The sequence below is a fragment of the Nostoc sp. genome, assembly GCF_036919615.1.
Classification (GTDB): domain Bacteria; phylum Cyanobacteriota; class Cyanobacteriia; order Cyanobacteriales; family Nostocaceae; genus Nostoc.
This window is the reverse complement of record NZ_JBALCN010000001.1, coordinates 20,070-38,899: the sequence shown is the minus strand read 5'-3', so window position 1 is coordinate 38,899 and position 18,830 is coordinate 20,070. Positions and strand designations below refer to the sequence as shown.

Sequence of the window (18,830 nt, the reverse complement as noted above, 5' to 3'; positions counted from 1 at the left end):
ATTGAGCGGTCACGAGCTTATTTTGGATTGAAAAATTTAATCTAAAATCTAAAATCCAAAATCTAAAATTAAATCACCAAGAAGTCAAAAAATTCCACCCTTCCTTTTCTTCCGGTGTCTTTCCTTCTTTTTCTTCTGTTTCTTCCAGTGTTTTTAAATTTGTCTGTTGAATTAAATTATCATATTCTCCTGAATCAACCCATTTTAATAACTCACCAGCCCGCATAACTACCCAGGAAAGTCCAGATTCTGTATAGCTTAATATTTTGGTGACCCGATCAACAGTGTCAAAATTATTGGATGCAAACTCACGGGCTTGGATAAGGAAATCTTCGATTACAGCATTAGTCAAGTACTCATCTGGCAAACCTGCGAGTTTCATCAGTGTAGTCGTTGCTACGTCAATATCCTGGCAAGCAAGCATTGCAGCCCGATCAGCAGTGAACCTAGCCATCATCCGCCAATTATACAAACCCAGTTCCATTCCACTAGCTACCAAGCCACCTACCCCCAGTGTGGTACTGCTCAACAAATTTTTCAAAGTTGGCATCACAATTGCCATTTGGTGATAAACCATATGCTGACTCTTGATGCGAGCAACTTCGTGTCCGAAAACGTAAAGCAACTCATCTGCGCCAAGCCACTCCATTGCATCTAAATTGATACCGACAAGGGGTTTTTCCACCCCAACAATGTAGGTTTGAATGTGACCTGTGCCTTGAAACAGATACAGTTCAGGAAGTGGAGCAATATCAAGAATTTGGCAGGTTTCTACAAAAGCTTGATGTAATTGGGGAAAATTACGGGATGAAATTCTGATTTCACTACCAAGGCTTTGCAGTCTGAGTAAGCGATCGATGCCGTATTCATTAATTTTTTTGAGTAGCAAGGAGACACCAGGCATATTTTGCAAAGAAGCCAAGGCTTTGCGATCAAAAGGGTGTTCGTAGGCTGCTGAACTCAGTCCAGTTAAAATTTTTCTCGTCATTAGTTTTGAGTTTTGTCTTGGAGCGTTTGGGAAGTTCAGTTACTCAGTATGAACGGCTTGTGCTTTCACTACGCCTGTGGCTAGGAGTTTGGGTAGTAAACAAATCGCAAGAAAGGCGCTTGCTATTCAGTTTCTTGAACAGTGTAAATTGTATCCGTCCAGCAACTGAATTAGTCCCCATAACCGACAATTACCAAGACGAGCCAAGAGCGATCTAGAGACAGATTTTACCAGATTGAACTAGAAAAACATATTTGGTTGAGGTTAAAGTCTAGGCATTTGTCACCTTCTGGCCCAGATAGAATATACAGTAGGAGCGCACAGCTGTCCATTGGTGTCAACTTAACGTGAAAGTTAGTTTAGAACAAGCTTTTAGAGATTGTCTCGAAAAGAAGTCTCTGACTGCGAATGCCTCCCGTTAAGCTTTGCCTTCCTGACTCGCGGTAGCAGCCCAATCAGAAGCATTTCTAGCCTCTTGCTAGAAACGAGGTTTGAAAAAGGTTTTGGCTTAAGTTGACAGGTATGAACTGTGCGCCCCTCCTAATGGCTAACTGACTCGGAAATTTGGAAATTTACAATTTTATCTATGCAAATTACTTATTGGCTATTAATTGCCATAATGGTTGTGGGTATTATCGGTGCGGTAGTTCCAGCCATTCCTGGTAGCAGCTTAATTTTAATTGCAATTATCGTTTGGGGAATCGTTAGTAGTTCCTTTGCAGCTATCAAGATTCCACTAATTGTGACAGTTATAGTTTTACTGCTCAGTGTCGGAGTGGATTTTTTAGCTAGCTATGTGGGAGCAAGACAAGCTGGAGCTAGCAAGTGGGGGCAAATTGGCGCAATTGTCGGTTTGGTCGTGGGATTTTTGGGATTATTACCAACGTTGCCTTTTGGGGGCCCACTGTTAGGAATTTTACTAGGGCCGCTTTTGGGAGCAATCATTGGTGAGTACCTTTACCGACGTGAATTAGGGTTAGCGGTTAAGGCGGGTATAGGAATTATAGTCGGGTCTTTGGTTGGAAATTTGATTCAAGGTTTGTTAGCGATCGCAGCAGTCGTAGTTTTTGTTGTGACAACTTGGCCACAGGTATTCAGCTCTTAGCATTTGAAAAATCTGACAGATTTGAGAACAGCGGTAATAGCTAGCAGTTAGCTACTTGTTACAAACATTCATTTTGATCACAAAGACTATCCATAGTAAACAAATACAGTGGTTCCTCCCATTTATTCTCTGAGAGGAACCGTTTCAGTAAATATTAGTAGCTGGAGAGATTATAGATACACTGCATACTCCATTTATCTAAAATATGGCTAAGTAATTTAAGTATTAAAAGTTACCAAGTATTTAATTATACGTAAGTTAAATTTATTAAAATTAGAGCTATTGATAATAATTTAAACCCTGTGTGATGAGAGATATACGAAGCGCAGGTATATATGGAATTAAAACTTTATAAAGGATACTAGTGTGTTAAAGATGTAATGAAGACCACTAAGTAAATCTTGCAGACTCCAAATCTATGTGATTTCATGGAGATAAGAAAGACATCAAGCAAGTTTCGCTTTCACTGACAGTAGTTTCCATAAAATAGCGAAATTAAAAGTAAAGCGATCGCTCTGATTTAAAGTTATTACTAGGAGCCTCAAACGACAATGATTAGTTTTAAATCTACATTACTAAATGCAACTTTAGCTATTGCTGCTGCAATCCCCTTAGCTACTGCTGGATTGTCTACATCTGCTGGTTCAGCTCAAGCTCTAACCTTGAACGGGAGTATTGGTCTTAGTGGTAAATCTGTCGTTCCTAATGATGGAGTCAATCCACTTAATACTACTATTAAATTTAACACTGTTCGTGTTGATGATACTGAGGGAGATTTTGAAAACTTCTTACCAAACCTAAACTCAGGTATTAGCATTAAGACTCTAAATTTAACCAAGATACCTGATACAATCAATACATACTCTACAGGCATTTACACTCCATTCATTGATTTCGGATTCCGAACCTTGGGTAGTACTATGGCGCAACTTACCTTTGATCTAGATAATTCTGTAGTTACTAGAACTCGGTTAGCCGATAATTTCATTAGTGACATAACAGCCACGGGGATTACGGGAAAATTTAATTTCAATGGACAAACTATTGCGACAGGCTTTCTGAACGCTTCTCTTTCTGGGACTTCAAGCACTTACCAGTTAACTCTCGCCGCTAAAGCAGTTCCTGAGCCAACCACAATACTAGGCTTAGGTGCAGTAGGTGCAGTAATAGCTATGTCTCGCCGTCGCAAAAGTGTCATTCAATAGACCTATCCTCAAATATAAAAAAGTTACTTTTAGCAACTAAAAGTAACTTTAATTTATCTATTCGATCTGGCTGGAATACAACATTGTACCAACCATGTCGAATTTTTTATACTATCACACAAATCTATATTAAAGGTGAATTTTCCTAACCTTAGATAGACTTAAACTGACTGCAAAGATTGTTTCGCTTCAATTGCGATCGCTTCTACTTCATCATCAGCCAAAGTTTCTAATATAAATTTTACTTCTGCACTATTACCCAAACGAGCCAAGGCTTGTACCAGTCTGTAACGAATTTGCCAATCTGGATTGGTAGCATAGGGAGCCAAAAGGGAAACTGCTTGTAAATCTCCCAAGTCACCCAAAGAACTAATGGCAGCAGTTTGGACTAATTCGTTTTCTGATGAGAGTGCCTCTTTGAGTAGTTCAAAGGCTCGTGGATCGCCCAACTCTCCTAATGTAGCAATGATGCTAAATTGGATTAGCCATTCATCAGTTGTATGGTAAAGCTGTTGCAAGTCTTCAAAAGCTTCATGTAATTTTAGAGCACCCAAACAGTCTGCTGCTGCTGCTTGTACATCTACTTCGGAGTCATGAAGTAAGCGATCGCGTAAGATATCCAAGGATAACTGTAAATCCTGTGTTCCAAGTGTATCCATTTGACTCACAGCTGAGTAACGGACACGGGAATTGGTATCGCCAATGGCACTTTGAATTAATTCAAAGCCGATCCCAGGTTCCAGTTGGCGGATTTGATTTACTGCACGTAAGCGATCGCCTAAATCCTCAGAACTCAGCAATTGCTTAACAGATTCCGGACTAATACTCATTTAGTTATCCTTGATTTTCAAAGGTGTAAAAAAACAGTCATTAGTTAACAGTCAAGGCTGAAAAAACTCTTGACTAATAACTTTTGACGACTGACTAATCTTGACTTGCTGCCATCGCCCGAATGATATCACCACGAGTGAGGATACCAATTACTTCACCCGTGCCCTCAAGTACTGGCAAGCGGTGAACACTGCGATCGTGCATGATTGTAGCGGCTTCCCTTAAAGTTTTATCAGGGGAAATAGTGATCGGGTTTTTACTCATCACCTCCCCAACGGTTTGCCCTAGTGCTTTATGCAAATCACGTTCATATGTAGCAGGATTTTTTAAATAGATAACGCTATCAAGAAACATAATGTACGCAGGTGGAGTAACACCAGTTTCTTGCCACATCAAATCGGTTTCGGAGATAATGCCCACCAATTTACCGACATCATCCACAACAGGTAGTCCGCTAATGTGACGTTCTGCGAGAATTTGGATAGCTTCATTCAGTGGAGTTTCTGTGCGAACGACAATTGGATCACGGCTCATCACATCGGCAACGGTTTTAGGCATTTGTTTGCTGACACCTTTAATCAAAGTCCCTGCGCTTATTGTAGAAAATTGCGGCACTCAACCTGATGCAATTAATAGATTGTTACGGGATTGGGCATTGGGTATGGGGAAGTGACAAGGGAGACAAGGAAGAGAGGGAAGACAAGGGAGAGACTTATTCAATAATTCCCCCTTGTCCCCCTTATCTCCCCCTGCCTCCCCTGCTTCTTTCCTAGTCCCCAGTCCCTTTTAAAGCGGCAATAATTTGAATATTTGCTTTAGGAAAAGTAAACTGCTCCAGTTCTTCCAAGGTTACCCAGCAAATTTCATCAGATTCCAAAGGTTGAGGAACACCTATAACATGGCGGCAGTGATGTACTATGAGGGTTACGCGCAAGTTTGTATAGCTGTGGTCAATAGTAATCAGATGCTCTCCCACTTCAATTACTATTCCCAGTTCTTCGCAAATTTCCCGTTGAATACACTCTTGGATAGTTTCACCAGGCTCAATTTTACCACCAGGAAATTCCCACAAACCACCCATCACTCCTTCTGGACGACGGCGATCAATTAAAATTTGCTTTTGGCCGTTCCAAATTACAGCAACACCAATGATTTTATGGGGTAGAAAAGAACTGGTTTCACTCATAGTTGATTGACAAGAGGGGGAGATCAGGAAGATTAATCACTAATGATTAATAACAAAACTCGGCAGACTAGTTTTAACTCTGCCGAGTTTAGATTTATTGCCAAAGTCGTCTACCGCTATTAGTTTATCCACAAATGTGTATTAATCATTATCCAAAAACTCAACGGTGCTGTGTGCCAACCTCTTTGCTCCTATCCTGAAGGAAGGCGAAGTGTCTATGCATTTAAATTTCAACCTTAATTCTTCACTATTTTTGGATATTTAAAAAAATTTAGCTGATGCATGACTGGGAATTAGCGGCGAAGATTTCGCAGAGGCTTATTTTTAATTCGTATCGCCGTAACTGTGACTAGGCATCAGCCCAACAATATTGAATTGCCTAAATTTATATTTCTAGTCAACTTTAGTCAACTTCGCTGTTGTTGGTTTCAGATCCTTGTAGGGTGATTTCAAAATTCATTCTCTGTTCAGCGTTACGCAAGAAATAACCACTAATCATAGCAGAAGCGAGAAGCCGACCCAGACTTTCCCGACTGGTGGTTACGCTGATGCCAAAATGTTCTGAAGGCAGATTACCCAATAGTCCTGTAATATTCCGTTCCATCACCTGAAACACTTCGGCAGACGTGGGTTTGGATAGTTGAGTAACTGTTTCTGGATTCAAGGATTTAACGTACTGCCATAATAAATCGCTGGTTTCCGATTCACTATTGAAAAATTCTGAGACACGATTGGATGGGTTATTCATTTTTTAGCTCCTTAACTACCACTGCTAGCTGCGGTGCTTGTGATTTAAATACTAAATGCTTGTTTTGGATTTGACTTAGCTAGCTATTTTGTCTTCCTGTCAACTAATGTAACAGCCTAGCGTAAGAGTAGAAGTAGGTGTAACCGTACCAAAGTCAGCGTGTTTTCTCACCTCAATAAATAGAGTTAGGAGTGAGGAGTTTATTAAAAACTTATAACTCCTAACTCTTGTAGAGACGCGATTAATCGCGTCTCTACTCCTAACTTGCCAAATATTCATCCATGTTGGCCTTAGACTTGCGAAGTTTGGTTAAAGCTTCACGCTCAATTTGCCGGACTCGTTCCCGGCTGATGTTCAGTATTTCACCGATTCTAGCCAGCGTCAGGGCTTGCCCATCAGTTAAGCCAAAGCGCAGCGTGATCACTTCCCTCTGTTGTGCAGTCAGGTCACCCATCAGGCGATCTAAGTCATAAGATAGGGAAGCTTGCATGACAAACTCTTCCGGAGATGCTCCTGGATCTTCCAGCATTTCTCCGAGCTCGGTGTCGTAATTATCACCCAGCCGCAAATCCAAGGAAAGGGGCAAACGCGCCTTTTCTAGATACTCTCGCACTTGCTTGGGGGTCAATTCTAATTCTTGAGCTAGTTCACCAGCTGTAGGAGCGCGTCCTAATTTTTGAGACAATTGACGCTGTGCTTTTTTTATCTTATTTAACTTCTCGGTTATATGGATCGGCAGCCGAATGGTGCGGGCTTTTTCGGCTATAGCACGAGTGATCGCTTGCCGAATCCACCAATAGGCATAGGTAGAAAACCTATAGCCTTTGGTGGGGTCAAACTTTTCCACACCTCGTTGCATACCAATACTACCTTCTTGGATCAAGTCCAGTAAATCGACATTGCGCTTTATGTACTTTTTGGCAACGGACACTACCAGCCGCAAATTGGCTTCTACCATCTTGCGCTTGGCAATTTCACCATCAGCGATCGCTTCGTTCAACTGTGCTGGTTCTAGCTTTGTCGCTTTAGACCACTCTTCTAGAGTCGGTTGACGACCTAACTGGGTAGCAAGACATTCTCTTGATTCGTGCAAAGCACAGGAACGTTGCACCTGTTTACCATAGAAAATTTCTTCCTCGTGGGTTAAGAGTGGCACGCGGCCAATCTCACGCAGGTAAGTCCGCACGAGGTCTGTGGCTGTCTGAGCGGTCTTCATGGCGCTACTCTTTGGTAATGATGGGTTTGGCGGTAGGGTCATTAAAAGATAGATGCTTTATTAGGGTGCTACCCAGTCTGACTGGGAACCCATGTTATGGTTTGCAATTTACGCGCCCGATAAACTCGGCTGCTCATAATAATCAAATTTAGGCTTCTTAACTGCTAAAAGTTACAGTTATTTCCTACTTCTCACAAGTATCTACAGTTAGATAAAAGGTAGCTTCTTAAACATTTTTTTATTGGAGTCTTATTAACAATTGTAACATTTATGAGAATGCTTTGGCTATATATTAGGTACATTAAATTTCCTGGCTGTTCCAGTTCATGCAATGTCGCCCTTTATTCTCAAGGCTGACTAGAAGTCAATTTAAGAAATTATCTAGTTCAAATAATTTTCCTCATATTTGTTAAAGTATCTCAATGAGAAGTATAGTCATTCTCTTATAACAATTGCTTAATTTTTCTTGGATATGGGACATAAGGCGTGGGACACAAGAGGCAGAGGGGCAGTCCTTGCTGGGGGCAAGGGCGAGAATTAAAATTACTTCTTTCCCCTCTTTGCCTCACTCCCTGCTCCCTGCTCCCTGCTCCCCACTCCCCACTCCCTACTCCCTACTCCCTCACAATCGCGCAGTAATCTTGGATAGTTTTTACGTCCAAAGTCGTATTTTGTAACGAATAGATGGCGGCAACAGTAGCTTTTGCACCGGCAATGGTAGTGATGATGGGAATTTTGTAAGCTAAGGCTGTGCGACGGATTAACCTAGCATCAGTCTGGGCTTCTTCCCCTGAAGGTGTGTTGATAATAAGTTGGATTTTCTGATTTTTGATTGCATCTAGGACATGCGGACGACCTTCATGGAGTTTTAACACTAATTCAATATTTAATCCCTGTTCGAGAAGAACTTGGCGTGTACCAAGAGTAGCCATCACTCTAAAGCCCAAATCAATAAATTCCTTCACCACAGCACCGGCAGACGCTTTATCGCGATCGCTCATTGATACAAATACAGTTCCCGTCAGTGGTAAACGCTCCCCAGCACCCATTTCTGCTTTGGCAAAGGCCCGGCCAAAGTCGCTGTCAATCCCCATCACCTCACCAGTGGATCTCATTTCTGGGCCTAATATTGTATCAGTTCCTGGGAATTTATTAAAGGGTAATACAGCTTCTTTTACAGCAATATGTGTGGGAATAACTTCCTCAGTAAAATGTAGCTCCTCTAAGGTTTTACCCGACATAATTAAGGATGCTAGTTTCGCTAACTGTACGCCCGTTGCTTTAGAAACAAATGGGACTGTGCGGGAGGCGCGGGGGTTGGCTTCCAAAATGTAAACTTGGGGAGAATAGCTGCTTGCGCCGACAACGGCAAATTGAATATTCATCAACCCCACGACTGACAGCGCTTGTGCTAGCTGCACCGTCCAAGTGCGAATTTGATTGAGAACTGCTGGTGATAACGAAATGGAGGGTAAGGAACAAGCGGAATCTCCTGAGTGAATCCCCGCTTGTTCGATGTGTTCCATGATGCCACCAATCACTACCCGTCCTGTATGATCGGCGATCGCATCGACATCGACTTCAATCGCGTTTTCCAAAAACTTATCAATCAAAATCGGATGTTCTGGTTCCACTAGTACTGCAAAGGTCATGTAGCGTTCCAATTCAGCATCGGAATAAACGATTTCCATCGCCCGTCCCCCCAACACATAGCTGGGACGCACCACAACTGGATAGCCAATACGTTTGGCGACAATCAGCGCATCTTCGTAACTCCGCGCAATCCCATTAGGCGGTTGGGCAATATTCAACTGTTGGAGAATCTTTTCAAACCGCTCCCGGTTTTCTGCCATGTCGATGGAATCTGGTGATGTACCCCAAATTTTAGTGATCAGTCCTGAGGTGTCATTGCTGAGAAACTCTTGTAACGGCAGAGCCAACTTCAGCGGTGTTTGCCCACCAAACTGGATAATTACCCCAACTGGATTTTCAGTTTCGATGATGTTAAGAACATCTTCTTTTGTTAACGGCTCAAAGTAAAGGCGATCGCTGGTATCGTAGTCTGTCGAAACTGTCTCTGGGTTAGAGTTGACCATAATCGTCTCATACCCCGCTTTCTTCAAAGCATAGGCGGCGTGACAACAACAATAATCAAACTCAATTCCCTGCCCAATGCGGTTGGGGCCACCACCCAAAATCAACACTTTTGGCTTGGTTGCTGGCAAGACTTCTGTTTCTTCTTCGTAGGTAGAATAGTAATAGGGGGTAAACGCTTCAAACTCAGCGGCGCAGGTGTCCACAGTTTTGTAAACTGGGATAATTCCTAGTGACTTGCGGTAGGTGCGAACTTCATCTTCGGTGGTTTTGGTAGCATAGGCAATCTGGCGATCACTATATCCGTCCCGTTTCACCTCATAAAGTTGCTCTTTTGTCAATTGCTGCAAGGGTGTCCGCTTCAGGAATTTCTCGACATCTAACAGTTGCTGGAATTTATCCAGAAACCATCGGTCAATACCAGTGAGTTCGTAGATTTCCTCAATGGTCATCCCTTGCTGCAAGGCATGACGCACGGCGAAAATGCGATCAGGGTTAGGTGTCCGCAGTTGGGCGCGGATTTGTTCACCACTAGGTAATTTCTCGGCTTTGTCGCAACCCCAACCAGCGCGTCCTGTTTCTAGCGATCGCAGCGCCTTTTGAAAGGATTCGTTGAAAGTCCGTCCAATTGCCATTGCTTCCCCGACAGACTTCATTTGGGTTGTCAGCACTGGTTCGGAACCTGGGAACTTTTCAAAGGCGAAGCGGGGGATTTTTGTCACCACATAGTCAATTGTCGGCTCAAAGGATGCGGGAGTTTTCTTGGTGATGTCATTTTTAATTTCATCCAGGGTGTAGCCTACAGCCAGTTTTGCTGCCATTTTGGCGATCGGGAAACCCGTGGCTTTGGAAGACAAAGCCGAACTACGGGAAACGCGGGGGTTCATCTCAATTACAACCACATCCCCAGTAACCGGATTGACTGCAAACTGGATATTTGAACCGCCAGTTTCCACACCGATCTCGCGGATAATTTTAATTGCCATATCCCGCAGCCTTTGATATTCTTTATCAGTGAGGGTTTGCGCGGGAGCGACGGTAATCGAGTCCCCGGTGTGGATGCCCATAGGGTCAAGGTTTTCGATGGAGCAGATAATTACCACGTTATCTGCCAAATCACGCATCACTTCGAGTTCATATTCTTTCCAGCCGAGTAAAGACTGGTCAATGAGAATTTGCGAAACGGGGCTGGCATCTATACCTACCTGTGCCATTTCTTCAAATTCTTCTTGGTTGTAGGCAATGCCACCGCCACTTCCACCCATTGTGAAGGCAGGACGAATAATTAGGGGATAAGTACCAATTTGACGGGCAACAGCTTTGGCTTCTTCCAAAGATTCGGCTGTGCCGCTGGGACACACAGCTATCCCAATCCTTGCCATTGCCTCACCAAAAAGTTTTCGATCTTCGGCTTTTTCAATGGCTGGTAGTTTAGCGCCGATTAACTCAACGCTGTACTTTTCCAACACCCCATTTTTGGCTAAAGCAACGGCAAGGTTGAGGGCAGTTTGTCCTCCCATCGTCGGTAGTAAAGCATCAGGGCGTTCTTTCTCAATGACTTTTTCGACCAATTCCGGAGTCAGCGGCTCAATGTAAGTGCGATCGGCTGTTTCCGGGTCGGTCATAATCGTTGCAGGGTTGGAGTTGACCAAAACCACTTCATAGCCTTCTTCTCGCAGCGCTTTGCAGGCTTGAGTGCCAGAGTAGTCAAACTCACAGGCTTGTCCGATCACAATTGGACCAGAGCCTAACAGTAGAATCTTCCGGAGGTCGTCACGGCGGGGCATAGTCGTTGCCTTGGAATACGAGATACAAATCCTGATTATTTTAAGGGTCTTTACCCTCTATCGTCCTTTTTATTATTAAGTTTTCTAAGTTTGATGACACAGAGGGGAGTGGGGACTGGAGGAAATGAGGCAGAAGTTTATACCTCCTTAAGAGTCTCCGACTGGGAATGCCCTCTCATTGAGGCTCCGCCTCTCTTACTCGCGGTAGAGCTGGCAAGGAGGAGCATTTCCAGCCAGAGGCTGGAAACGAGGTTTTTACGAGACAATCTCTAAAAGCTTGTTTTAAACTGGTTTTTACCTTAAGTTGACACCAATAAATAACCAATGCTTTATGCTCAACGATTATTTTGTATTTCTAATTTTATTTAATTGTGATGCTTAAATTTATTAAGCTTTTGGGAATATTTATTATTTAATATGATGAATCTTGCAACAAATGATGATTTATTTTGGTATCTATCTGTCTGCTTATTCAGCACAGATAAATTACTTAGATAAAAATCTATCTTAACGAGCTAATTGCTAAAGATTTTCAACGTTAAATATTATGTGAATATATTTACTTAGATTAAAAATGGCAGAGGGATTAGGATACCATTCTCTGCCATTTTTTATAATATTTTAAGAGTTAGTGCTGCCAACTTTCCTTTCAGTCTAGGTAGACAAATCTAGATTATGAGAGTTTTAGCTTTGAGCGGCTTGGACAAATCCTAAAGTTAAGCTGTCTTTAGCAAGGAAGTGAGACAAATGATAAGCACGTTCTTCAGTTTTCAACAAAATCTTTTCGTACAGATAGCGTGTGCCCCGATCGCCTAAACTTTCTGCCTGAGCAGCTTGGCGGCGAATTACACCCAGAATGGCTTGTTCTGCTGCTAAGTCATTTTCCACCATTTTGCGAGAGGAATATACGCCTTCAGATTCTTGCTCAAAACAGGTTAATTCTGCTAATTTGCTGAAGGTCGCTACTGGCACACCACCTAGTCCATCCAAACGTTCTCCAATCTCATGGATGTGGTCTTGTACTTGGTTGTAGCTTTCATTAAAAAACTCATGCAGAGAGTAAAATTCTGAGCCTTCAACTACAAAATGATGCTTTTGGTACTGCAAGTATAGTGCCTGGAAACTAGCTAATACAACGTTGAATCCTTCTGTAACTGGAGCCGTTACGCTGTGATCCAGCAACACGGGGTTGTCATATACATGACCAAAATTTCGTAACAAAGTTTGCGTTTCAGACATTGTTCTCCTCGCTCTTTAGCAGTTACAGGTTTTAACTGCTTATTGTTTACATATTAACATTTTAACAATAAGAACAAGCCAATTTGCTATCACAAAATTTTGTATTTTTGCTTACTAAAAGTCTCAAGTTTATTGTTTACTGGATGATGCTCCACTCATCAAGTTGCATGTATTTATCATCATTGTTGACATAAAAGCTTAAGTGCGTACATTCACAAAGAGGAACAGAGAGAGAAAATTTTAGCCGTCCTCTTGAGCCTCATTGTCTCCCACCCTGCGGGAAGCTAAAGCTACATCTCCCTCTCAATATGGGATGACTGCAAAAATTTTATTTTTTTTGCAAAATTAATGAGAATTCTTTGCACTTAAGGTATGCTGGTCTGGAGAGGCTAAACTCCTAAGACTTTTAAAAAGCATGGAGTAAAGTCGCGGTAGTTACTGCAAGTTTGTTGCACTTTGAGGGCAATTCCCTTGAAATCGTTTAGTTCAGAAATAGAAATTAACCACCTTGTAGAGGTGAATTGGGCAGATCGCTGGCAAGTCTATCAACGTCTAAAGGAATTAGACATTCCCTGTAGTTGTGCGGCTAACCAGCCATTGAAAGTTGAAATTGGCAATCCGACTGCGGCTGTTCAACTTTGGAGTGTGATATGGCGATTTACAGCCTCCCGTCAAGACCAGATTTGGACTCTTGAGTGTTGCTGGCAAAGTCGCTACCAACAGTTATAATCTGTGACTGGTGCTGAAAATATCTCACTTGATAGCTTGTATTAGTTAAAAGGAGGCTAAAAAAATGGGTGGATCTCACAGTATCGAAGTATCAGAATTTTGCCTTGAAGGCAGGTTTATAGATTTTGTTATTAAAGATGGCTATAAGCTTAAAGGCTTACTGCTGGAGACTCATGAAGGTGAGTCTTACATTAAACTAGCTAAACATTTACGGGTTACTTTTGACTTGCGGTTACCACCAGGAACTTGGCTGCAAATTGTTGGTTATAAAAAACATGATTTGAAGAACGGCACAGTTACACTGAAAGCTGAACGTGTGATGGCAGCGCGTTCTGAGATGGTGAGAGTTGAAACGATTACCCCAATACAAGAACCCCCATCTATTGATGATGTCAAGGTAAAACCAGCTAAAACTAAAGCCACGATTTTGGTGTGTCAAAAGTCTGATTGCATGAAACGCGGTGGTCAAGCGGTTTGTCAGGCGTTGGAGGCGGCTTTAAGCGATCGCGGTTTAGAAGACCAAGTTACAATCAAGGGCACTGGTTGTATGAAGAACTGTAAAGCTGGGCCTAACCTAGTTATGCCAGACAAAACGCGCCATAGCCGAATTCAAGCCTCACAAGTTCCGGCGTTGATGAATCAGCATTTTGGTGACAAAAGTTTGTCAGCACAGCCTGAGAATTTAAAGGAAGTGGCGAAATATAATGGCAAGCTTTACTAAAATAAGTGGTGAAATATTGACATTTTAATGAGAAAGTTTAATAATATCTTTTCAAGTGTGTTCCATTAATACTCGGCTGTAAACTTTGCTAAAGTTTGCAATAAAATCAAAAAACTGGCTTTAATTAAAGCCAGTTTTTTGAGTTAATAGGGTCTTTATTGAGCAATTTTTAACCGGGATGCTCCCATAATTTGGAAAGATTCAAGGGAACGTGGTTGATTGGTGAGTATGTAGATGCAAAGAGACTTGTCGTTAGGCATCGCTTACAGTGGAAGCGTCAATCATCAATGACTTAAAAACAAGTGCCACATACCCCTCATGGGATATACATCGTTTTTTTTGTATTTTCCACGATAGTCATGATTTTTCTATTCCGTCATGACTGGAATCGCCTTGCTAAACTCTACCGCACCAAAGAAGCACCACCGCAAAACTTCTCCCGGATGCAAAGCGGTTCTGTGGGTTTGGTTCATTACAAAGGAACTTTAAATGTTGGTATAACTCGTCAAGGGATTTATTTGAGTCTTTTCCCCTTGTTTAGCTTGGGACTTACGCCGTTGTTGATTCCCTGGAGTGCCATTAAAAAAATTGAACCTGCTAACCAACTATTTATTATTAAGCGTTTTTGTTTGTATCTTAGTTCCCCAAAAGTCACCCTGATTTTAAGCAAAGATATTTTGGTGCCAGCTAAAGAATTTTTAGCCACATAGGGATTTGAGTGGATTTAGATAAATCCCGTTTTAAAAAGACTTATACCATTTTGAATTTTAGATTTTAAATTGTGTACTTCTACGGGTATTTTGTTATGTATTGTGTCTCATTTGGATGCAACACTAGAGACAGTAGAGGTACAGCGATCGCTTATATTGACGCAAGCTGCAAGCTCTATATTTATACATAATTACATTGAGCGATGCCTGCGGCGGGCTACGCCTACGCCTACGATTTGTCATGAAAAAGGTAACATCGTTCGCAATTATTTTTCTAATTGGTATTAAAACTACAAAACAGCATTGATTCCTAAACTGAGAGCCAGTATCATGCCTCTATGGCAGTTCCACAAGTTGTCCTTGATACAAATGTTATTGTTGCTGGTCTGCGTTCCAAACGAGGGAGTGCTTTTCGCCTGCTGACGCTCGTCGGCACAGGGGTTTTTGATATCCATCTTTCGGTTCCACTGGTTTTGGAGTATCAAGAAGTATTATCGTGGGAACTCCCAAATCTGTATGTCACTGCACTAGACGTTGAAGAATTTATCGAGTTTCATTGCTCGGTTGCAACGCAGCATCAGATTTTCTTTCTCTGGCGACCTTACTTGACTGATCCAAAAGACGATATGGTGCTGGAGCTAGCAGTCAAAGCGCGATGTGATAGCGTAATAACATATAATGCTCGTGACTTTAATGGCATTGAGCAGTTTGGGATAAAAATATTGACACCTGCGGAGTTTTTGCAATCAACTGGATCATTGTCATGAGCAACCTCAGCGTCCAGCTTCCTGACTCTTTGTATAAAAGTTTGCAGGAACTTGCCAAACAAGACGGCATTTCTATCGATCAGTTTGTGGCGACAGCAGTTGCAGAAAAAATCGCTGCACTAACAACAGAAATTTATCTAGGGGAATTAGCAAAGCGAGGCAGTCGAGAAAAATACGACGCAGTTTTAGCGAAAGTACCAGATATTGAACCGGAATCTTACGATCAATTACCCACAGCCTAACAACACAGTGTAGGATTTTTACTTTCAGGGATAATTATTTGCCTAGCATTTGCAAAAGTTGGGAATGAAGGGATCGCCTGCACATTGTTATGAGAAGGAGAAAGCGCTTAATGTTTATATGCAATTACTTTGAGCGCTGGTTTGGTAGGATGCGTTACGCTGCTGCTAACGCATCTAAAGTATCTAGAATGATGTATTAAGAATATAATGCATTCTACAAATTCTTAATGTTTGTAAGTCACTCCTCGGAGTCTGAACCTGAACCATCATTCAAGTTTGCTAAATTTTCATCCTCAAGAATCGCCCCTTGAAGATTCACCCCTTGAAGATTCACCCCTTGAAGATTCACCCCTTGAAGATTCACCCCTTGAAGATTCGCTCCTTGAAGATTCGCTTCTACAAGATTTGCCCCTTCAAGATACGCCTCTACAAGCTCCGCCCCTCCAAGATACGCCCGTACAAGAAACGCTCCTTCAAGAAACGCCCCTTCAAGATTTGCCCCTCCAAGATTTGCCCGTTCAAGATTCGCCTCTACAAGAGACGCCCGTACAAGATACGCCCGTACAAGATTCGCCCTTTGAAGATACGCCCGTACAAGATTCGCCCCTCGAAGATTCGCCCCTTGAAGATTCGCCCGTTCAAGATTCGCCCCTCGAAGATTCGCCCCTTGAAAATACGCCCGTTCAAAATTCGCCCCTTGAAAATTTGCCTGAGAAAAGTCTTTAAAAACTAAAACGCAACCTTGCAAATCCAAAAAACTCAGGCAATTCAAGCAAAACACGTCAGCATAAGTATTGATTCTTTGACCTTGCAAGCGGGAAATCCAGATACCAAAAGCTTTAGGAGTATGCCATTGAATCTTTGAAACTGTTTTTGTCACTTTAGCGCAAACATTTAAGACAGCCAACAACGCTTCTTCTGCATTTCGTGCCTGCCTATTTTCTTCTTGAAAATCAGGTCTAGGATTCAAGCGTTCCATCGGCATTCCATGATGTAACATAAAACCAATCAGATAGCATAATGTCTGCTGCCAATTGCCAACATCCGATGCATTCTGTAAACGCATTTCATCTGTAACAAAGTTAAAAAGGTATTCATCCATAGAGGATGCACCGCACAGAATTGCCCATCTTTTTAAAGCCTCACGTTGATCCCATCCTTCATCTGGATCATCTTGGTGATCCTTCAGCTTTTTATGAATGAGTCTAACTTCTCGCACGATGCGTTTTGCTGTCAAATATTCACCAAAACTTTTGTGAGTAAATTCAAAAGTTTTTTCCTGTTCTTTAACTCCACTCTCACGAAAATAAAAGGCAGTCAAAAGACGAGTTACGCCTAATTTCGCACTTTCCTGAAACTTGTCTAAAAGACTCTTTAAGCTGCTGTGTTCACAATGGGCTTCAATCTCTCTGACTGTTGTTGTTCGTCCATCTCCATGCCAGGAAGCTAAAGCAATTTCTTCGAGAATGCGAACAAAGTCTTTTTCCTCAATTCCCCGAATAGCCGGATGTTGATAACCAGCCCAACCGCGCTGATAAACTGCTGTGAGCAAATTTGCATAAATTGCATTCAGGTTGCCGTCTGTAGGAAATTTATTTTGCTGGTCAAAACTCAATGCTACCAGGTAATTCAGCAAGGGTTGGGCAGTAATTTCTGTGAGATTATTTCGGTTTAACTCTTCCGGTAAGCAATCATATCCCCGTCCGCTAGCATTGCCGTATTTCTGCCACCAAATCTGACGTTGATCTTGCTGCAACAAGTTTTGCTCATCAATGTAATTGGTTCTCTCAGATTCAGTAACAAAATAAGGCAAGATATGCAAGATTTGCTGTGGTTGGCGAAAGTCGCTACTATTTGCTTGCACTACCAGTTCTCGACCACTAATTAATACTTGTAAGCAAGTTTTACGGACATTAAATCGCTCTACTTTTCTTTGGACTTCACGCACAAATTGTTGAGCAATCTCAGTGGCAATTTTGCCCTGCATGGCAAGCTCATCTAAAGCATCGAAGATAATCAGTAAGCGGGACTCCGCCTTATCTTTATCTAGCGGATTATGTCTGAGAAAGCCATCGTCTCGCACAAACTTACCAACTGCATCAACTAAGTCATCCGAGGGTTCAAAATGGTGCAAAGGAATAAATAAAACCGGAATTTTTCCTTTTTCTGCTTGGTTAGCTGCAAAGATTTTGGCAAAGGAAGATTTACCACTTCCTAGACCACCACTAATTACTCTAATGGCATCATCGTAATCGCCTTTTTCTAACCAAGCTTCTAATTCAGTTTCTAAGTCAAGAACAACTCGCTGATATTTCTCATCTTCTCTCACCCGGCGTTCAAATTCTTCTGGCTTTTCACCCGCAACTTCCTGCTTATAGTAGGCGTGTAAAGGAACATAAACCTGTTTTAAACCAAAAGCTTCTAAAAGCATCGGTTCTTCAACCTGTTTTTGTAGCCAAGCGAAATAATACTGCCATCTTTGTTCCCGTTCATTGGCTTGAGTAAAGGGGGTATCGAGTTCTTCTTTTAAACAAGCATATTTTTCTGGATGTTTTAGCCACTCTTTATTTAAAGCAAACACAAAATAGGTAGGAAGACCATGACTAATTGTCTGTGCCTGGGCTTGATTGACGCTAAAGTATTTTAACCAGTCGGCAAAAGCAGTTTTAATCGCTTCCAGAATCGGCAAATCTTTGGGACAGCTAAAAAAATCTTGGTCAATACGCAATTCTATACTTTCTAGGGAATCGTTAAGGCGATCGCACAATAGCTCAAGATCACTCTGGTTTGGTTTTGCAAACAGTAACTCTTGATTTCCTTTTACCAAACTCACTATTGCTTCTACCAAAGAACGGTAAATTAGTAACCAAGCAACTTCCTCTGGCGCTGCTGCTAAACCTAGTGCTGCTGTAGCTTCCACAGCATCTTTGGCTACCTCTTCCCACTTACCCAAGACCCCATCTATCACACCTTTGCTTAGGGATTTGAATAGTTCCTTAAAGTCAGCTTTAATGGGTTTATTCCATAATGCAACAGGTTTGCTAACTGAAAATCCAGAGGTATTGCTCATAACTGTTGTATGACGCTGGTAGATGTACTGAGCCAATATATTTCAACAATGTTCTATCAGATTTTTACTGAAAATCAGCAGGAAATTTAATAATTTATCTAGATAAACTTGTAATTTCAGCCTCAAAGGCTCAGTTGTCAGCCTCAAAAGCTCAACATTGAGGTTTAAAGGCTCAATCGTCAGGCTCAAAGG

18 protein-coding genes are annotated in these 18,830 nt (G+C 41.9%); 9 read left to right on the top strand and 9 right to left on the bottom strand.

Going from position 1 to position 18,830, the window contains the following annotated elements:
* Window positions 1–73 precede the first annotated feature (73 nt).
* Window positions 74–988, bottom strand: a complete 915-nt coding sequence (locus V7K48_RS00185; protein WP_335068466.1) for a M48 family metallopeptidase — start codon at window positions 986–988, stop codon at window positions 74–76.
* A 5-nt stretch (window positions 989–993) separates the two neighbouring features.
* Between V7K48_RS00185 and V7K48_RS00180 the strand changes: the two genes are divergently transcribed.
* The 3 genes from V7K48_RS00180 (at window position 994) to V7K48_RS00170 (ending at window position 3,298) form a co-directional block, all read left to right on the top strand.
* The gene (locus V7K48_RS00180) at window positions 994–1,206 is read left to right on the top strand and encodes a hypothetical protein (RefSeq protein ID WP_335068464.1); all 213 of its coding nucleotides are present in this window, start codon (window positions 994–996) and stop codon (window positions 1,204–1,206) included.
* A 368-nt stretch (window positions 1,207–1,574) separates the two neighbouring features.
* On the top strand, window positions 1,575–2,093 hold the full coding sequence (locus V7K48_RS00175) for a DUF456 domain-containing protein (RefSeq protein ID WP_335068462.1): 519 nt from the start codon (window positions 1,575–1,577) through the stop codon (window positions 2,091–2,093).
* 551 nt (window positions 2,094–2,644) lie between these two features.
* On the top strand, window positions 2,645–3,298 hold the full coding sequence (locus V7K48_RS00170; RefSeq protein WP_335068460.1) for a PEP-CTERM sorting domain-containing protein: 654 nt from the start codon (window positions 2,645–2,647) through the stop codon (window positions 3,296–3,298).
* 161 nt (window positions 3,299–3,459) lie between these two features.
* On the opposite strand, the gene nblB is transcribed toward V7K48_RS00170, so the two are convergent.
* The 7 genes from nblB to V7K48_RS00135 form a co-directional block, all read right to left on the bottom strand.
* On the bottom strand, window positions 3,460–4,128 hold the full coding sequence (gene nblB / locus V7K48_RS00165; RefSeq protein ID WP_335068458.1) for a phycobilisome degradation protein NblB: 669 nt from the start codon (window positions 4,126–4,128) through the stop codon (window positions 3,460–3,462).
* A gap of 94 nt (window positions 4,129–4,222) precedes the next feature.
* Window positions 4,223–4,687 carry a CBS domain-containing protein gene (locus tag V7K48_RS00160; protein WP_335068456.1) on the bottom strand — a complete coding sequence of 155 codons (465 nt, stop codon included), beginning with the start codon at window positions 4,685–4,687 and terminating at the stop codon, window positions 4,223–4,225.
* Window positions 4,688–4,898: 211 nt separating this feature from the next.
* Window positions 4,899–5,315, bottom strand: a complete 417-nt coding sequence (gene mutT, locus V7K48_RS00155; protein ID WP_335068455.1) for an 8-oxo-dGTP diphosphatase MutT — start codon at window positions 5,313–5,315, stop codon at window positions 4,899–4,901.
* Window positions 5,316–5,718: 403 nt separating this feature from the next.
* Window positions 5,719–6,063, bottom strand: a complete 345-nt coding sequence (locus V7K48_RS00150) for a DUF760 domain-containing protein (protein WP_334978004.1) — start codon at window positions 6,061–6,063, stop codon at window positions 5,719–5,721.
* 259 nt (window positions 6,064–6,322) lie between these two features.
* Window positions 6,323–7,279 (bottom strand): RNA polymerase sigma factor, RpoD/SigA family, encoded by a 957-nt coding sequence (locus tag V7K48_RS00145; protein WP_334978006.1) that lies wholly within the window; start codon window positions 7,277–7,279, stop codon window positions 6,323–6,325.
* Between the two features lie 614 nt (window positions 7,280–7,893).
* On the bottom strand, window positions 7,894–11,160 hold the full coding sequence (gene carB / locus V7K48_RS00140; protein ID WP_335068453.1) for a carbamoyl-phosphate synthase large subunit: 3,267 nt from the start codon (window positions 11,158–11,160) through the stop codon (window positions 7,894–7,896).
* Between the two features lie 684 nt (window positions 11,161–11,844).
* Window positions 11,845–12,399, bottom strand: coding sequence for a Dps family protein (locus tag V7K48_RS00135; RefSeq protein ID WP_335068451.1), 555 nt, complete (start codon window positions 12,397–12,399; stop codon window positions 11,845–11,847).
* A gap of 471 nt (window positions 12,400–12,870) precedes the next feature.
* Between V7K48_RS00135 and V7K48_RS00130 the strand changes: the two genes are divergently transcribed.
* The 6 genes from V7K48_RS00130 to V7K48_RS00105 all read left to right on the top strand — a co-directional run bounded on the left by V7K48_RS00130 (window position 12,871) and on the right by V7K48_RS00105 (window position 15,568).
* On the top strand, window positions 12,871–13,128 hold the full coding sequence (locus tag V7K48_RS00130; RefSeq protein WP_335068449.1) for an Asr1405/Asl0597 family protein: 258 nt from the start codon (window positions 12,871–12,873) through the stop codon (window positions 13,126–13,128).
* Window positions 13,129–13,192: 64 nt separating this feature from the next.
* On the top strand, window positions 13,193–13,849 hold the full coding sequence (locus V7K48_RS00125; RefSeq protein ID WP_335068447.1) for a (2Fe-2S) ferredoxin domain-containing protein: 657 nt from the start codon (window positions 13,193–13,195) through the stop codon (window positions 13,847–13,849).
* 359 nt (window positions 13,850–14,208) lie between these two features.
* The gene (locus V7K48_RS00120; RefSeq protein WP_335068445.1) at window positions 14,209–14,559 is read left to right on the top strand and encodes a hypothetical protein; all 351 of its coding nucleotides are present in this window, start codon (window positions 14,209–14,211) and stop codon (window positions 14,557–14,559) included.
* Window positions 14,560–14,661: 102 nt separating this feature from the next.
* Window positions 14,662–14,847: a hypothetical protein gene (locus V7K48_RS00115; RefSeq protein WP_335068443.1), complete on the top strand. Its 186-nt coding sequence runs from the start codon at window positions 14,662–14,664 to the stop codon at window positions 14,845–14,847.
* A gap of 50 nt (window positions 14,848–14,897) precedes the next feature.
* Window positions 14,898–15,326, top strand: coding sequence for a putative toxin-antitoxin system toxin component, PIN family (locus V7K48_RS00110; protein ID WP_335068441.1), 429 nt, complete (start codon window positions 14,898–14,900; stop codon window positions 15,324–15,326).
* A complete protein-coding gene (locus V7K48_RS00105; protein WP_334952454.1) occupies window positions 15,323–15,568 on the top strand; it encodes a toxin-antitoxin system HicB family antitoxin in 246 nt (81 codons plus the stop codon). Before V7K48_RS00110 ends, V7K48_RS00105 begins: the two co-directional genes overlap by 4 nt.
* Window positions 15,569–15,806: 238 nt before the next feature.
* On the opposite strand, the gene V7K48_RS00100 is transcribed toward V7K48_RS00105, so the two are convergent.
* Window positions 15,807–18,638 carry a pentapeptide repeat-containing protein gene (locus V7K48_RS00100; RefSeq protein ID WP_335068438.1) on the bottom strand — a complete coding sequence of 944 codons (2,832 nt, stop codon included), beginning with the start codon at window positions 18,636–18,638 and terminating at the stop codon, window positions 15,807–15,809.
* Window positions 18,639–18,830: the final 192 nt, after the last annotated feature.

What these genes read in the sequence shown, in the direction of transcription:
- V7K48_RS00100 (WP_335068438.1), bottom strand. Translation starts at nt 18,638, where the DNA reads ATGAGCAATACCTCTGGATTTTCAGTTAGCAAACCTGTTGCATTATGG.
- V7K48_RS00120 (WP_335068445.1), top strand. Translation starts at nt 14,209, where the DNA reads ATGATTTTTCTATTCCGTCATGACTGGAATCGCCTTGCTAAACTCTAC.
- V7K48_RS00125 (WP_335068447.1), top strand. Translation starts at nt 13,193, where the DNA reads ATGGGTGGATCTCACAGTATCGAAGTATCAGAATTTTGCCTTGAAGGC.
- V7K48_RS00145 (WP_334978006.1), bottom strand. Translation starts at nt 7,279, where the DNA reads ATGAAGACCGCTCAGACAGCCACAGACCTCGTGCGGACTTACCTGCGT.
- nblB (WP_335068458.1), bottom strand. Translation starts at nt 4,128, where the DNA reads ATGAGTATTAGTCCGGAATCTGTTAAGCAATTGCTGAGTTCTGAGGAT.
- V7K48_RS00175 (WP_335068462.1), top strand. Translation starts at nt 1,575, where the DNA reads ATGCAAATTACTTATTGGCTATTAATTGCCATAATGGTTGTGGGTATT.
- carB (WP_335068453.1), bottom strand. Translation starts at nt 11,160, where the DNA reads ATGCCCCGCCGTGACGACCTCCGGAAGATTCTACTGTTAGGCTCTGGT.
- V7K48_RS00185 (WP_335068466.1), bottom strand. Translation starts at nt 988, where the DNA reads ATGACGAGAAAAATTTTAACTGGACTGAGTTCAGCAGCCTACGAACAC.
- V7K48_RS00160 (WP_335068456.1), bottom strand. Translation starts at nt 4,687, where the DNA reads ATGCCTAAAACCGTTGCCGATGTGATGAGCCGTGATCCAATTGTCGTT.
- V7K48_RS00150 (WP_334978004.1), bottom strand. Translation starts at nt 6,063, where the DNA reads ATGAATAACCCATCCAATCGTGTCTCAGAATTTTTCAATAGTGAATCG.
- V7K48_RS00105 (WP_334952454.1), top strand. Translation starts at nt 15,323, where the DNA reads ATGAGCAACCTCAGCGTCCAGCTTCCTGACTCTTTGTATAAAAGTTTG.
- V7K48_RS00110 (WP_335068441.1), top strand. Translation starts at nt 14,898, where the DNA reads ATGGCAGTTCCACAAGTTGTCCTTGATACAAATGTTATTGTTGCTGGT.
- mutT (WP_335068455.1), bottom strand. Translation starts at nt 5,315, where the DNA reads ATGAGTGAAACCAGTTCTTTTCTACCCCATAAAATCATTGGTGTTGCT.
- V7K48_RS00170 (WP_335068460.1), top strand. Translation starts at nt 2,645, where the DNA reads ATGATTAGTTTTAAATCTACATTACTAAATGCAACTTTAGCTATTGCT.
- V7K48_RS00135 (WP_335068451.1), bottom strand. Translation starts at nt 12,399, where the DNA reads ATGTCTGAAACGCAAACTTTGTTACGAAATTTTGGTCATGTATATGAC.